This window comes from Pantoea sp. GABEPS69 (assembly GCF_045780835.1).
Taxonomy (GTDB): Bacteria; Pseudomonadota; Gammaproteobacteria; order Enterobacterales; family Enterobacteriaceae; genus Pantoea; species Pantoea septica.
This window is the reverse complement of record NZ_CP118618.1, coordinates 3,352,224-3,366,784: the sequence shown is the minus strand read 5'-3', so window position 1 is coordinate 3,366,784 and position 14,561 is coordinate 3,352,224. Positions and strand designations below refer to the sequence as shown.

The window sequence follows — 14,561 nt, the reverse complement described above, 5'->3', positions numbered from 1 at the left end:
GAAGCGGAAGCGGGCGCGCAAAAAAGGCCGTGCACGGCGGCACGGCGCAGGGAAGTTACAGGCTGGTGAAGCGCATTGAGAGATCGAGCGCGCGCACGTGCTTGGTGAGCGCGCCGACGGAGACGTAGTCGACGCCGGTCTGGGCAATCTGCGGCAGCGTCGCTTCCGTTACGTTGCCGGAGACCTCAAGCTGCGCGCGTCCCTGCGCGCGCGCCACGGCGTCGCGCATCGCGTCGAGGGTGAAGTTATCCAGCATAATGATGTCGGCGCCTGCCGCCAGCGCCTGATCCAGCTCCTCCAGCGACTCCACTTCAACTTCTACCGGCACGTCCGGGTGCAGCCAGAACGCTTTCTCTACTGCCTGGCGAATCGACCCGCTGGCGATAATATGGTTTTCCTTGATGAGGAAGGCGTCCGAGAGGCCCAGGCGATGGTTCGCGCCGCCGCCGCACAGCACCGCATATTTCAGCGCGGTGCGCAGGCCCGGCAGGGTTTTGCGCGTGTCCAGCAGCTGCGTGTTGCTGCCTTCCAGTAGCTGCACATAGCGTCGGGTTTCGGTCGCCACGCCAGACAGCGTCTGGACGAAGTTCAGGGCGGTGCGTTCGGCGGTCAGCAGCAGGCGAGAAGGGCCGCTCAGGGTAAACAGCGTCTGATCGGGCGCCAGGCTGTCGCCATCTTCGACCTGCCAGCTCAGCGTCGCATGGCCGCCAAGCTGATTAAACACCTCTTCCACCCAGCGTTTACCACAGAAAACTCCCGCCTCGCGCGTGATGACCCGCGCCTGCGCCTGGCTCTCTTCGGGAAGCAGCTGGGCGGTGATATCGCGGTCGGCGTCGATCTCGCCGCCTAAATCCTCCTGCAAAGCGCGCGCGACCGTGGCTGGAATGTCCTGTTCGATGCGGGCGATCAGCGTCTGGCGACGGCTATCGGCATTATAACGGCGGGTTGGCATAGCGATTTCGCTCCTGATGACCTGAACAAAGAGGAAGCCACAATAGATCGAAACGACGCTTTTCACCAGCCGAAGCCGAACTTTTGTTTAGTATACTTAACTTGAATGCAGCGGGGCAGGGCCGCCGCACCTTTAGGCTGCAAAAAGTTATCGTAAATCATGCTATTCTCAGCCGGACTCTGCTAAGGAAAAACCAGCATGAAACTGGAACAGGGCTGGCTGACCGACATTCGTCAGGTGCCGTCGCCGCATTTTAATCAACGTCCCAACGACGAGGTTCCCTCGCTGTTGGTGATCCACAACATCAGCCTGCCGCCGGGCGAATTCGGCGGGCCGTGGATCGATCGGCTGTTTACCGGCACCTTGCCGCCCGACGCCCACCCCTATTTTGCCGATATCGCCCACCTGCAGGTCGCCGCGCACTGCCTGATTCGTCGCGACGGCGAAATCGTGCAGTATGTCTCTTTCGATCATCGCGCCTGGCACGCCGGGGTTTCTTGCTATCAGGGCCGCGAAAACTGCAACGACTTTTCCATCGGCATCGAGCTGGAAGGCACCGACTATCTGCCTTACACCGATGCGCAGTACCAGGCGCTGGCCGCCGTTACGCAGCTCCTGCTGCAGCACTATCCTTTGACGCCCTCGCGCATTACCGGACACAGCGATATCGCCCCGACGCGCAAGACCGATCCGGGGCCGGCTTTTGACTGGGAGCAGTATCAGCAGCTGTTGGCGCAGACTTCTTTTTGATTTTCGCGGAGTGGGTATGACGTTGTTTTCCTTGTTACTGGTTTTAGGTTGGGAACGCCTGTTTAAGCTGGGCGAGCACTGGCAGCTCGATCACCGGCTGGAGCCTATTTTTCGCCGCCGCCGCCGTTTTTCGCTGCTGCGCACGCTCGGCATGACCCTGCTGGCGATGGCGCTGACGGCGCTGGCGATCTGGAGCGTAAAAGGGCTGCTGTTCGGCATCGCGCAGCTGCTGTTCTGGATCCTGATCGGGCTGCTCTGCATCGGCGCCGGATCGGCGCGCCTGCACTATCACGCCTATTTAAAAGCGGCGAGCCATGATGATGTCGCGGCGCATCAGGCGATGGCGGCCGAGTTGACGCTGATCCACGGCGTGCCGGTGGAGTGCAGCGAGCGAGAGTTCCTGCGCGAGCTGCAAAACGCGCTGATCTGGATTAACTTCCGCTTCTACCTGGCGCCGATGTTCTGGTTTGTGGCGGGCGGCCCCTACGGGCCGGTGCTGCTGGTGGGCTACGCCTTCCTGCGCGCCTGGCAGAGCTGGCTGGCGAAGCATCAGTCGCCGCTGGAGCGCGCGCAGTCAGGCGTCGACGGCCTGCTGCACGTTATCGACTGGATCCCGGCGCGGCTGGCCGGCGTTGCCTATGCGCTGCTGGGGCACGGCGAAAAGGCGCTGCCCGCCTGGTTCGCTGCGCTGACTGACCGTCACCGTTCGCAATATCAGGTGCTGACCAGCCTGGCGCAGTTTTCGCTGGAGCGCGATCCGCACCTGGACAAGGTCGAAACCCCGCGCATTGCGGTGGCGCTGGCGAAGCGCATCTCGCTGGTGCTGGTGGTGGTGGTCGCGCTGCTCACCATCTACGGCACGCTGGTATAATCCGCAGGCGGCACGCCGAAATCGGGCGTGCCGTCGTCGCGCCAGACAAAACTTTTCAGCCGCGTATGACGATTGGGATCCCACAGCGGATCCCCTTCGATTTCCGTGTAGTTGCGGGCGTGATAGACCAGCACATCCTCGCCGTTTTCATCCTGAGTAAAGCAGTTGTGGCCCGGACCGTACTGGTGGTTATCCCAGTTAGAGGTAAAGACCGGCCGCGCCGACTTGCGCCAGTTAGCGGCATCCAGCAGATCCTGCTCAATGCCGATCGACAGCAGCCCCATGCAGTAATTTTCGTCGGTGGCGCTCGCGGAATAGGTGACGAACAGCCGATTGCCGTGCTGGATCACCGCCGGTCCTTCATTGACGCTAAACCCAGCGCACTCCCACTCATATTCCGGTCGGCTCAGCATCGTCGGCGCGCCTTTCAGCGTCCAGGGGTTAAGCAGCTCCGCCAGATAGAGGTTGGAGTTGCCGGGGATGGCCGGATCCTTCTGCGCCCACAGATACCAGTTTTTGCCCTGATGCACGAAGTGCGTGGCGTCCAGCGCAAAGGTATCGAACTGACTAAACACCCGGCGCGGCGCCTGCCAGCGTCCGCTAAGCGGATCGGCGTCGTCGCATACCAGCGCGTACATGCGATGCTGAAACAACCCATCTTTAATGTCGCGCGTCGGCGCGGCGGCGAAATAGATCACCCACTGTTCGTCGATGCGGTGCAGCTCCGGCGCCCAGATCAGCTCGCTGCAGGGGCCGCTCTCCGGCTTGCGCCAGACCACGACCGGTTCGGCATGGCGCAGATCGAGCAGCGTGCTGGCGCGACGCAGCTCTAGCCGATCATAGGCGGGCACAGAAGCGATAAAGTAGTAGTGCTGCTCATGGCGCAGGATAAAGGGATCGGCCCGCTGTTCAATAAAGGGATTCGGCCAGGGTGTGCTCATTTCGCTTCTCCGGGTTGGGTGACGGCGCCGTCGCGCTGACGAATGTCATGCAGTTCGCGGAAGTTGGCGCGGCGCAGTGCGAGATCGTTCTGAATCGTGCACATGAGCGCGCGGTCGACCTTCAGCAGGCGCACGACGCCTGCGGTAATCAGGTAGCCTACGCCCGGGATAACGGTGAACAGCAGCATAATGCCGTTTACCGCCTGCGAAGATTGCTGTTTCGCGCCCGCGTCGTAGCCGTAAATCGAGAGTAAAAAGCCGACCATCGCGCCCGCGACCGCCAGGCCGACCTTGAGGAAAAACAGGTTGCCGGAGAAGCTGATGCCGGTGATGCGCTTGCCGGTTTTCCACTCGCCATAGTCGTCGACGTCGGCCATTAGCGACCAGTGCAGCGGCGACGGGATTTGATGCAGCACGTTCAGCAGGAAGTAGGCGACGACCACGGCGACGGTGGCGTGCGGATCGATCCAGTAAAAGCCGCAGGAGAAGAAGGCCAGCGCGATATTGGTCCAGAAAAAGACTTTCAGCTTGCACCAGCGGTCGGTGAGCAGCTTCGCCAGGGTGCTGCCGATCATCATGCCTACGACGCCCAGGCTAATAAACAGCGTGGCGAAGTGAGTCGTCTGGCCCATCACCCAGGTCACGTAGTACATGGTGGCGGCCATACGGATAAAGCCGGGGCAGACGTTGCAGAAGGTGAGCAGCAGAATGCGCACCCACTGGTCGTTTTTCCACACGTCGCGCAGATCGCTTTTCAACGCGTCATGGGTCGGTACTGCCGGGCGAATACGTTCGCGCACCGTGGCGAAACAGAACAGAAACATCCCCAGCCCAATCAGCGCCAGCACGCTCATCGCCAGCTGATAGCCGCGCGCCTTGTCGTCGCCGCCGAACCACTCCGCCATCGGCAGCAGCGACAGAGAGAGGATCAGCGTCGCAATGCCGACCATGACAAAGCGATAGGACTGGCAGGAGACGCGCTCGCCGGGATCGCTGGTGATCACGCCGCCCAGCGAACAGTAGGGGATATTGATGGCGGTGTAGGTCAGAGACATCAGAAAGTAGGTGACGAAGGCCCAGATCACCTTGTTTTCGTAGCTCCAGTCCGGCGTGGTGAACATCAGCACGCTAAAGAGCACATAGGGCACCGAGATCCATAGCAGCCAGGGACGGAAGCGGCCCCAACGGCTCTGGGTACGATCGGCGATGGCGCCCATAATCGGGTCAGTAATCGCATCCAGCACGCGCACCGAGAGCAAGAGCGTTCCTACCAGCGCAGGCGCCAGGCCAAAAACATCGGTGTAGAAATAGTTAAGAAACAGCATGATGGCGCCGCCAATCATATTACAGCCGGCATCGCCCATGCCGTAACCCAGCTTTTCGCGAAAAGAGAGGGCGGAATCCTTCATGGTAGTTATCCTGCGCATTGGGTATGAGCAGAGGATTATCGTTGCTATATCAGCGGGATGGCTGGCAACAAATAGTCGGTAAGATGGACAAATCAGGCGCGGCGGGAAAAGTGTGAGCTGGATCGAAAGGGAAAAGGCCCGCCGACGCAGGTCGGCGGGCTTAAGCGTCAGGCGCGCTGCACCTTGTTTTTGATGGCGTAGCCGATGGCCAGGATCACCAGCCAGACCGGGATCAGCCAGACCGATATCGCCATGCCCGGCGTCATCAGCATAATCACCAGAATGCCGGCCAGAAACGCCAGGCAGAGCCAGTTGCCGAACGGATAGAGCAGCGCCTTAAAGCGCGTCGTCACGCCCTGCTGATCTTTCTTACGGCGGAACTTCAGGTGAGCAAGGCTAATCATCGCCCAGTTGATCACCAGCGCGGAAACCACCAGCGACATCAGCAGGCCGAAGGCTTCGCCCGGCATCAGATAGTTAATCAGCACGCAGAGCGCGGTCGCCACGGCCGAGACCAGAATAGTGGCCACCGGCACGCCGCGACGGTCGACTTTCAGCAGCGCTTTCGGTGCGTTGCCCTGCTGCGCCAGGCCGAACAGCATGCGGCTGTTGCAGTAGACGCAGCTGTTGTAGACCGACAGCGCGGCGGTCAGGATCACCACGTTCAGCGCGTTCGCCACCAGCGCATCGCCCAGCTCATGGAAGATCAGCACGAAGGGGCTGGTGTCTGCGGTAACGCGCGTCCAGGGCATCAGCGACAGCAGCACGGCCAGCGAGCCGATATAGAAAATCAGGATGCGATAGATCACCTGATTGGTGGCTTTAGGGATGCTCTGCTCGGGATTATCGGCTTCCGCGGCGGTGATGCCGACCAGTTCCAGGCCGCCGAAGGAGAACATAATAATGGCCATCATCATTACCAGCCCGCTGAAGCCGTGCGGCAAGAAGCCGCCCTGCGCCCAGAGGTTGCTGACGCTGGCCTGTGGGCCGCCGGTGCCGCTGAGCAGCAGCCAGCCGCCGAACAGGATCATGCCGATCACCGCGACCACTTTAACGATAGAGAACCAGAACTCCATCTCGCCATAGACTTTTACGTTGGTCAGGTTAATGGCGTTGATCAACATGAAGAAGACGGCGGCGGTAATCCAGGTCGGAATATCGGGCCACCAGAACTGAACGTATTTGCCGACGGCGGTCAGCTCGGCCATGGCCACCAGCACATAGAGCACCCAGTAGTTCCAGCCCGACGCGAAGCCGGCGAAGTTGCCCCAGTATTTGTAGGCGAAGTGGCTGAAGCTGCCGGCGACCGGCTCCTCGACCACCATCTCTCCCAGCTGTCGCATAATCAAAAAGGCGATAAAGCCGGCGATGGCGTAGCCCAAAATAACGCCTGGACCGGCCGCCTGGATCACCGATGCGCTGCCCAGAAACAGGCCGGTGCCCACCGCGCCGCCCAGCGCGATAAGCTGAATATGACGGTTTTTCAGCCCGCGCTTCAGCGTATCGCCATGCTGTTGTTCCATACGAACCTCATGTTGTTTTAATTCTTCTGTTGCAGCGCGCGATGGCTGTCAGGAAGTGGTTACAATAACGTACTGATTTATTTACGGTATCAGGCGCCTTCTCTGTAAGCGGATGCTACCCTGGCGACAAGAATAGTGATATGCGGTGCGCTTTGCACCTGCTTTCTCTTTTCGTGCTGAGACTTGACTGAAAAAGCATCGTCGCCATCACACTGCCGCCTGCGCCTGTTCTGCCATGAATTGTTCCCAAAGACGAATAAGGTTGTCTTATGGTAAGCGAGAACATCGCCCTTAACGCAGTGTAAGGTTTGGTAAAAGTAGCGAGATTTAACATCTCCCGCGGCGCGCCATTTCTGTTTTTCCCGCGGCAACTTAAGGCTGCGCACCGCCCTCCAGCACAAGGAATGTGACCGGCGTCATATAGACACAAGGTGAATACTTTGTTACTTTACGGCCAACTTTTTGGAATTGGTATTACCAATTTACTCCGGACGACGGCTTGATAAGAAGGGAAGATGGCTTACAGTAAGATTCGCCAACCCAAGCTCTCAGATGCCATTGAGCAGCAGCTGGAATCGCTGATTATGGAAGGGACGCTGCGTCCTGGCGAGAAGCTGTTGCCTGAGCGCGAACTCGCCAAACAATTTGATGTCTCACGTCCATCCCTTCGCGAAGCCATACAGCGTCTGGAAGCGAAAGGTCTGTTGCTGCGCCGTCAGGGCGGCGGCACTTTCGTCCAGCAGAATCTCTGGCAAAGCCTGAGCGATCCGCTCGTCAGCCTGCTTACTAAGCATCCGGAATCTCAGTTTGATTTACTGGAAACGCGCCATGCGCTGGAAGGGATTGCGGCGTACTACGCGGCGCTGCGCGGCACGGAAGAGGATATTGAGCGTATCCGCCACTGCCACGTGCAGATACAGCAGGCTCAGGATAGCGGCGATCTCGACGCCGAGGCGGATGCGGTGATGCAGTATCAGATCGCTGTCACAGAAGCCGCCCATAATGTGGTGCTGCTGCATTTGCTGCGTTCGATGGGCCCTATGCTGGAACAAAACGTTCGACAGAATTTTGAATTGCTCTACTCGCGCCGGGAAATGCTGGCGAAAGTGAGCGGTCACCGCGCCAGTATTTTCGAGGCGATTGTGGCTCGCGAGCCGGAACAGGCGCGCGAAGCCTCGCATCGTCACCTGGCGTTCATAGAGGAAATCTTGCTGGACAGAAGTCGGGAGCAGACTCGTCGTGAACGCTCCCTGCGTCGTTTACAGCAACGTAAGGAATAACGCGCGACACAGAACGCGCGGATATCAACGACGGGCCTGTCTCCTTGTGCTTTGGCGAGCCACACAAGCAGAACACATGGAGACAGGCTCCTGACAATTCAACGTATTAGACACAGATAAGGAATACCCCCCATGTCAGAACGTTTACAGAATGACGTGGATCCGATCGAAACTCGTGACTGGCTACAGGCGATCGAATCGGTCATCCGTGAAGAAGGTGTTGAGCGTGCGCAGTATCTAATCGATCAGGTGCTGAGCGCAGCCCGCAAAGGCGGCGTTAAAGTGGCGGCAGGCGGTAATGCCGTTAGCAACTATATCAACTCTATCGCCGTTGAAGACGAGCCGGAGTATCCGGGCAACACGTCTCTGGAGCGTCGTATCCGTTCCGCAATTCGCTGGAACGCCATCGTATCGGTACTGCGCGCCTCGAAGAAAGATCTGGAGCTGGGCGGCCATCTCTCCTCATTCCAGTCTTCCGCGACCATCTATGAAGTGTGCTTTAACCACTTCTTCCGCGCGCGCAGCGACAAAGACGGCGGCGATCTGGTTTACTTCCAGGGTCATATCTCGCCGGGCATCTACTCACGCGCCTTCCTTGAAGGTCGTCTGACCGAAGAGCAGATGAACAACTTCCGTCAGGAGGTGCACGGCAACGGCCTCTCATCTTATCCGCACCCGAAACTGATGCCGGACTTCTGGCAGTTCCCGACCGTTTCCATGGGTCTGGGTCCGTTGAACGCCATCTACCAGGCGAAGTTCCTGAAATATCTGGAGCACCGCGGCCTGAAGGACACCTCTAACCAGACCGTTTACGCCTTCCTCGGCGACGGCGAGATGGACGAGCCGGAATCCAAAGGGGCGATCACCATCGCGACCCGCGAGAAGCTGGACAACCTGGTGTTCATCATCAACTGTAACCTGCAGCGTCTGGACGGTCCGGTTACCGGCAACGGCAAGATCATTAACGAACTGGAAGGCATCTTCGCGGGCGCCGGCTGGAACGTCATCAAAGTGATCTGGGGCGGTCGCTGGGACGAGCTGCTGAAGAAAGACACCAGCGGCAAGCTGATTCAGCTGATGAACGAAACCGTCGACGGCGACTATCAGACCTTTAAATCCCGCGACGGCGCCTACGTGCGCGAACACTTCTTCGGTAAATACCCGGAGACGGCGGAGCTGGTTAAAGACTGGTCAGACGAAGAGATCTTCGCCCTGAACCGCGGCGGCCACGATCCGAAGAAAATCTACGCGGCACTGAAGAAAGCGCAGGAGACCAAAGGTCAGCCGACGCTGATTCTGGCGCATACCATTAAAGGTTATGGTATGGGCGACACCGCGGAAGGTAAGAACATCGCGCACCAGGTCAAGAAGATGAACATGGATGGCGTTCGCTACATCCGCGATCGCTTCAATGTGCCGGTTGCCGACGAAAAAATCGAAGAGCTGCCGTACGTCACCTTCGAAAAAGGCTCGGAAGAGTACAACTACCTGCACGGCCAGCGCGAGAAGCTGGGCGGCTACCTGCCGACCCGTCAGGCGCAGTTCACTGAAAAACTGGATATGCCGAAGCTGGAAGAGTTCAAAGCGCTGCTGGAAGAGCAGAGCAAAGAGATCTCGACCACTATCGCTTTCGTGCGCGCCCTGAACGTGATGCTGAAGAACAAGTCGATCAAAGATCGTCTGGTGCCGATCCTCGCGGACGAAGCCCGTACCTTCGGTATGGAAGGTCTGTTCCGTCAGATTGGTATCTACAGCCCGAACGGTCAGCAGTACACCCCGCAGGACCGCGAGCAGGTTGCTTACTATAAAGAAGACGAGAAAGGCCAGATTCTGCAGGAAGGGATCAACGAGCTGGGCGCAGGTTCATCCTGGCTGGCGGCGGCGACCTCTTACAGCACCAACAACCTGCCGATGATCCCGTTCTACATCTACTACTCCATGTTCGGTTTCCAGCGTATCGGCGACCTGATGTGGCTGGCGGGCGACCAGCAGGCGCGCGGCTTCCTGGTGGGCGGTACCTCCGGTCGTACCACGCTGAACGGCGAAGGTCTGCAGCACGAAGATGGCCACAGCCATATTCAGTCGCTGACTATCCCGAACTGTATCTCTTACGATCCGGCTTACGCCTATGAAGTTGCCGTCATCATGCATGACGGTCTGGTGCGTATGTACGGCGAAGCGCAGGAGAACGTTTACTATTACATCACCACGCTGAACGAAAACTACCACATGCCAGCGATGCCGGAAGGCGCCGAAGAGGGTATCCGCAAGGGTATCTACAAGCTGGAAACCGTGGAAGGCAGCAAAGGCAAAGTGCAGCTGCTGGGCTCAGGCTCTATCCTGCGTCACGTGCGTGAAGCGGCGCAGATCCTGGCGAAAGATTACGGCATCGGTTCCGACGTCTACAGCGTCACCTCGTTCACCGAACTGGCGCGCGACGGCCAGGACTGCGAACGCTGGAACATGCTGCACCCGACCGAAGAAGCGCGCGTGCCGTACATCGCTCAGGTGATGAACGACGCGCCGGCGGTGGCATCGACCGACTACATGAAGCTGTTCGCTGAACAGGTTCGCAGCTATGTTCCGGCCAGCGATTACCGCGTGCTGGGCACCGACGGCTTCGGCCGCTCCGACAGCCGCGAAAATCTGCGTCACCACTTCGAAGTGGACGCCTCCTACGTGGTCGTGGCTGCGCTGGGCGAACTGGCTAAACGTGGCGAAATCGACAAGAAAGTGGTGGCGGACGCGATCGCTAAGTTCGACATCGATGCCGATAAAGTTAACCCGCGTCTGGCTTAAGAGGTAAGAGAGTAATGGCTACTGAAATTAAGGTACCGGATATCGGGTCTGATGAAGTTGAAGTCACCGAAATTCTGGTGAAGGTTGGCGACAAGGTGGAAGCCGAGCAGTCGCTGATCACCGTAGAAGGCGACAAAGCCTCTATGGAAGTTCCTTCGCCGCAGGCAGGCGTAGTGAAAGAGATCAAAATCGCGACCGGCGACAAAGTCGAAACCGGCTCCCTGATTATGATTTTTGACGCAGAGGGCGCGGCGGCAGACGCTGCGCCAGCGGCGGAAGAGAAGAAGGCCGAAGCCGCTCCGGCGCCGGCGGCCGCCTCTACCGCAGCCAAAGATGTCAACGTTCCGGATATCGGCGGCGACGAAGTTGAAGTCACCGAGATCCTGGTGAAAGTCGGCGATAAAATCGAAGCTGAGCAGTCGCTGATCGTGGTCGAAGGCGATAAAGCCTCGATGGAAGTGCCTGCGCCGTTCGCCGGTACGGTGAAAGAGATCAAAATCGAAACCGGCGCGAAAGTGAGCACCGGCTCGCTGATCATGGTCTTCGAAGCGGAAGGCGCAGCGCCTGCCGCGGCACCGAAGCCAGAGCTGAAAGAAGAGGCGACCTCAGCACCGGCGGCAACCGCTGGCGCGAAAGAGGTGAACGTGCCGGATATCGGCGGCGACGAAGTCGAAGTCACCGAAGTGCTGGTGAAAGTCGGCGACAAAGTTGAAGCCGAGCAGTCACTGATCGTCGTTGAAGGCGACAAAGCGTCAATGGAAGTGCCCGCGCCGTTTGCCGGCACCGTCAAAGAGCTGAAAGTCTCTACCGGCGATAAAGTGAGCACCGGCTCGCTGATCATGGTCTTCGAAGTGGAAGGCGCGGCGAAAGCTGAAGCGCCGAAGCAAGAAGCCGCGCCCGCTCAGGCTCCGGCCAAAGCTGAAGCGCCTGCTGCACCGGCAGCGCCGAAAGCTGATGCGAAAGGCGACTTCGCCGAGAACGACGCCTACGTGCACGCGACGCCGGTTATCCGTCGTCTGGCGCGCGAATTCGGCGTTAACCTGGCGAAGGTGAAGGGCACCGGACGCAAAGGCCGCATTCTGAAAGAAGACGTGCAGAGCTACGTGAAGGACGCGGTGAAACGCGCTGAAGCGGCGCCGGCTGCTGCCGCCAGCGGCGGAAGCCTGCCTGGTTTGCTGCCGTGGCCGAAAGTGGACTTCAGCAAATTCGGCGAAGTGGAAGAGGTGGAGCTGGGCCGCATCCAGAAAATCTCTGGCGCTAACCTGAGCCGTAACTGGGTGGTTATCCCGCACGTTACGCACTTCGACAAAACCGATATCACCGACCTGGAAGCGTTCCGCAAGCAGCAGAACGCCGAAGCGGAGAAGCGCAAGCTGGACGTGAAGTACACCCCGGTGGTGTTCATCATGAAAGCGGTCGCGGCCGCGCTGGAGCAGATGCCGCGCTTCAACAGCTCGCTGTCTGAAGATGCGCAGCGCCTGACGCTGAAGAAGTACATCAACATCGGCGTGGCGGTCGATACGCCGAACGGTCTGGTGGTTCCGGTCTTTAAAGACGTGAACAAGAAAGGCATCACCGAGCTCTCTCGTGAGCTGATGGCGACCTCGAAGAAAGCGCGCGACGGCAAGCTGACCGCCAGCGACATGCAGGGCGGATGCTTCACCATCTCCAGTCTTGGCGGCCTCGGCACCACGCACTTCGCGCCGATCGTCAACGCGCCGGAAGTGGCTATCCTCGGCGTCTCCAAATCGGCGATGGAGCCGGTCTGGAACGGCAAAGAGTTTGTGCCGCGCCTGATGATGCCGATCTCCTTGTCCTTCGACCACCGCGTGATCGACGGAGCTGATGGTGCGCGTTTCATCACCATCATCGGCAATATGTTGTCCGACATTCGCCGTCTGGTGATGTAAGCACAATCAAGGCCGGCAATCGCCGGCCTTGTTGTAAAGATTCGTGGCATCGCGGTTTGCAGTTTGTTAACAATTCTGTAAACTCTTGCGGTGATAAATGTCCCGGTGGAGCAAAGGACATCGTGAGCCTGTTTCGTCAGGCGTACCTGGCGCAGTCAGTTGTTGACGCCCAGCGCGCAGAACCCGCAGCGTACTCAAGATACGCAAGGCGCCGCGCACTGCCCGGATGCAAGTGGCCGACCAGCCTGATGAGAAGCGCTCTACGTCTGACCCGCCGGATCACAACTAAGAGGTCATGATGAGTACAGAGATTAAAACCCAGGTCGTGGTACTTGGGGCTGGTCCTGCAGGTTACTCTGCAGCCTTCCGTTGCGCTGATTTAGGTCTGGAAACCGTACTGGTAGAGCGTTACAGCACCCTCGGCGGTGTCTGTCTGAACGTGGGCTGTATCCCGTCAAAAGCGCTGCTGCACGTTGCTAAAGTGATCGAAGAGGCGAAAGCCCTGGAAGAGCACGGCATCGTGTTTGGTCAGCCCTCTACGGACATCAACAAAGTCCGCACCTGGAAAGAGAAGGTGATCAACCAGCTGACCGGCGGTCTTGCTGGCATGGCGAAAGGTCGTAAAGTCAAAGTGGTTAACGGCCTGGGCAAATTCACCGGTGCAAATACTCTGGTTGTGGAAGGAGAAGGCGGCGCGACCACCATTAACTTCGACAACGCTATTATCGCGGCCGGTTCTCGTCCGATCACGCTGCCGTTTATTCCGCACGACGACCCGCGCGTATGGGACTCTACCGATGCGCTGGAGCTGAAAGAAGTGCCGGAGCGCATGCTGGTGATGGGCGGCGGTATTATCGGTCTCGAAATGGGTACCGTTTACCATGCGCTGGGTTCGCAGATTGACGTGGTCGAGATGTTCGATCAGGTTATCCCGGCCGCCGACAAAGATGTGGTGAAGGTCTTTACCAAGCGTATCGCGAAGCAGTTCAATCTGATGCTGGAAACCAAAGTTACCGCGGTTGAAGCGAAAGAAGACGGCATCTACGTCACCATGGAAGGCAAAAAAGCGCCAGCCGAACCGCAGCGTTACGACGCGGTGCTGGTGGCGATCGGCCGCGTGCCGAACGGTAAAGGTCTGGATGCCGGTAAAGCGGGCGTGGAAGTGGACGATCGCGGCTTTATTCGCGTCGACAAGCAGATGCGCACCAACGTGCCGCACATCTACGCTATCGGCGATATCGTCGGTCAGCCGATGCTGGCGCATAAAGGCGTGCATGAGGGCCACGTGGCGGCAGAAGTTATCGCCGGCATGAAGCACTACTTCGATCCGAAAGTGATTCCGTCAATCGCCTACACCGAGCCAGAAGTGGCATGGGTAGGCCTGACCGAGAAAGAAGCGAAAGAGAAGGGCATCAGCTACGAGACGGCGACCTTCCCGTGGGCGGCCTCTGGCCGTGCTATCGCCTCTGACTGCGCTGACGGCATGACCAAACTGATTTTCGACAAAGAGACGCATCGCGTCATCGGCGGCGCGGTTGTCGGCACCAACGGCGGCGAGCTGCTGGGCGAAATCGGTCTGGCGATCGAAATGGGCTGCGATGCGGAAGATATGGCGCTGACTATCCACGCGCACCCGACGCTGCACGAGTCGGTGGGCCTGGCGGCTGAGATCTTCGAAGGCAGCATCACCGACCTGCCGAACCCGAAAGCGAAGAAGAAGTAAGTTTTTCGCTGGTTCAGAGAAAGCCTCCGAAAGGGGGCTTTTTTATGGGCACCGCCATGCGATACCCCATAACCCAGACAGCGACAGGCGCGAAAACCCGCCTGCAAAAAGTTATACCTTCGGCGGCAGGGCTGCTACGCCGCACCTGCACGTGCGCTATGCAAAACTTCGCGGTTGACCCACGCGGCTCTGACGTGACGCCCGCTCACCCCAGCTAGCCCATAAACCCCAAAACCGCACTTTTTTACCCTGTTAATTATGTTGTGTTTTTGTAAACAGATTAACAAACAGCCTGAACCCTGCTATGCTGCCCCACGCGGAACCGGGCACCTTACCCTACTCATGGAATGCTTTGTCACCAGGGTGCACCGGAAACCCATACAATGTGAGCGAGGAGAACGTC

At 58.8% G+C, this 14,561-nt stretch carries 10 protein-coding genes; 6 read left to right on the top strand and 4 right to left on the bottom strand.

Annotated features, from left to right (window positions below):
• Positions 1-55: 55 nt before the first annotated feature.
• Positions 56-952, bottom strand: coding sequence for a carboxylating nicotinate-nucleotide diphosphorylase (nadC, locus tag PVE98_RS16460; RefSeq protein WP_333620457.1), 897 nt, complete (start codon positions 950-952; stop codon positions 56-58).
• A 198-nt stretch (positions 953-1,150) separates the two neighbouring features.
• Between nadC and ampD the strand changes: the two genes are divergently transcribed.
• Both ampD and ampE read left to right on the top strand, forming a co-directional pair.
• Positions 1,151-1,702, top strand: a complete 552-nt coding sequence (gene ampD / locus PVE98_RS16455) for a 1,6-anhydro-N-acetylmuramyl-L-alanine amidase AmpD (RefSeq protein ID WP_096072580.1) — start codon at positions 1,151-1,153, stop codon at positions 1,700-1,702.
• 16 nt (positions 1,703-1,718) lie between these two features.
• On the top strand, positions 1,719-2,573 hold the full coding sequence (ampE, locus tag PVE98_RS16450) for a beta-lactamase regulator AmpE (protein ID WP_033749511.1): 855 nt from the start codon (positions 1,719-1,721) through the stop codon (positions 2,571-2,573).
• Here the strand turns inward: ampE and PVE98_RS16445 are convergent.
• The 3 genes from PVE98_RS16445 to aroP all read right to left on the bottom strand — a co-directional run bounded on the left by PVE98_RS16445 (position 2,555) and on the right by aroP (position 6,446).
• A complete protein-coding gene (locus PVE98_RS16445) occupies positions 2,555-3,514 on the bottom strand; it encodes a family 43 glycosylhydrolase (RefSeq protein ID WP_096072581.1) in 960 nt (319 codons plus the stop codon). The two genes, ampE and PVE98_RS16445, sit on opposite strands and share 19 nt — an antisense overlap.
• Entirely contained in the window at positions 3,511-4,923 is a 1,413-nt protein-coding gene (locus PVE98_RS16440) for a glycoside-pentoside-hexuronide (GPH):cation symporter (protein ID WP_096072582.1), read from the bottom strand. Before PVE98_RS16440 ends, PVE98_RS16445 begins: the two co-directional genes overlap by 4 nt.
• 167 nt (positions 4,924-5,090) lie before the next feature.
• The gene (aroP, locus tag PVE98_RS16435) at positions 5,091-6,446 is read right to left on the bottom strand and encodes an aromatic amino acid transporter AroP (protein ID WP_096072583.1); all 1,356 of its coding nucleotides are present in this window, start codon (positions 6,444-6,446) and stop codon (positions 5,091-5,093) included.
• Between the two features lie 515 nt (positions 6,447-6,961).
• Here aroP and pdhR point away from each other — a divergent pair.
• From pdhR to lpdA, 4 genes are all read left to right on the top strand, one after another.
• Positions 6,962-7,726: a pyruvate dehydrogenase complex transcriptional repressor PdhR gene (gene pdhR / locus PVE98_RS16430; RefSeq protein ID WP_033749516.1), complete on the top strand. Its 765-nt coding sequence runs from the start codon at positions 6,962-6,964 to the stop codon at positions 7,724-7,726.
• Positions 7,727-7,858: 132 nt separating this feature from the next.
• On the top strand, positions 7,859-10,525 hold the full coding sequence (aceE, locus tag PVE98_RS16425; RefSeq protein WP_096072585.1) for a pyruvate dehydrogenase (acetyl-transferring), homodimeric type: 2,667 nt from the start codon (positions 7,859-7,861) through the stop codon (positions 10,523-10,525).
• A 14-nt stretch (positions 10,526-10,539) separates the two neighbouring features.
• The gene (gene aceF, locus PVE98_RS16420; protein ID WP_096072586.1) at positions 10,540-12,435 is read left to right on the top strand and encodes a pyruvate dehydrogenase complex dihydrolipoyllysine-residue acetyltransferase; all 1,896 of its coding nucleotides are present in this window, start codon (positions 10,540-10,542) and stop codon (positions 12,433-12,435) included.
• A gap of 298 nt (positions 12,436-12,733) precedes the next feature.
• Complete coding sequence (lpdA, locus tag PVE98_RS16415) at positions 12,734-14,158, top strand: dihydrolipoyl dehydrogenase (RefSeq protein WP_033749657.1); 1,425 nt, start codon at positions 12,734-12,736, stop codon at positions 14,156-14,158.
• Positions 14,159-14,561 lie beyond the last annotated feature (403 nt).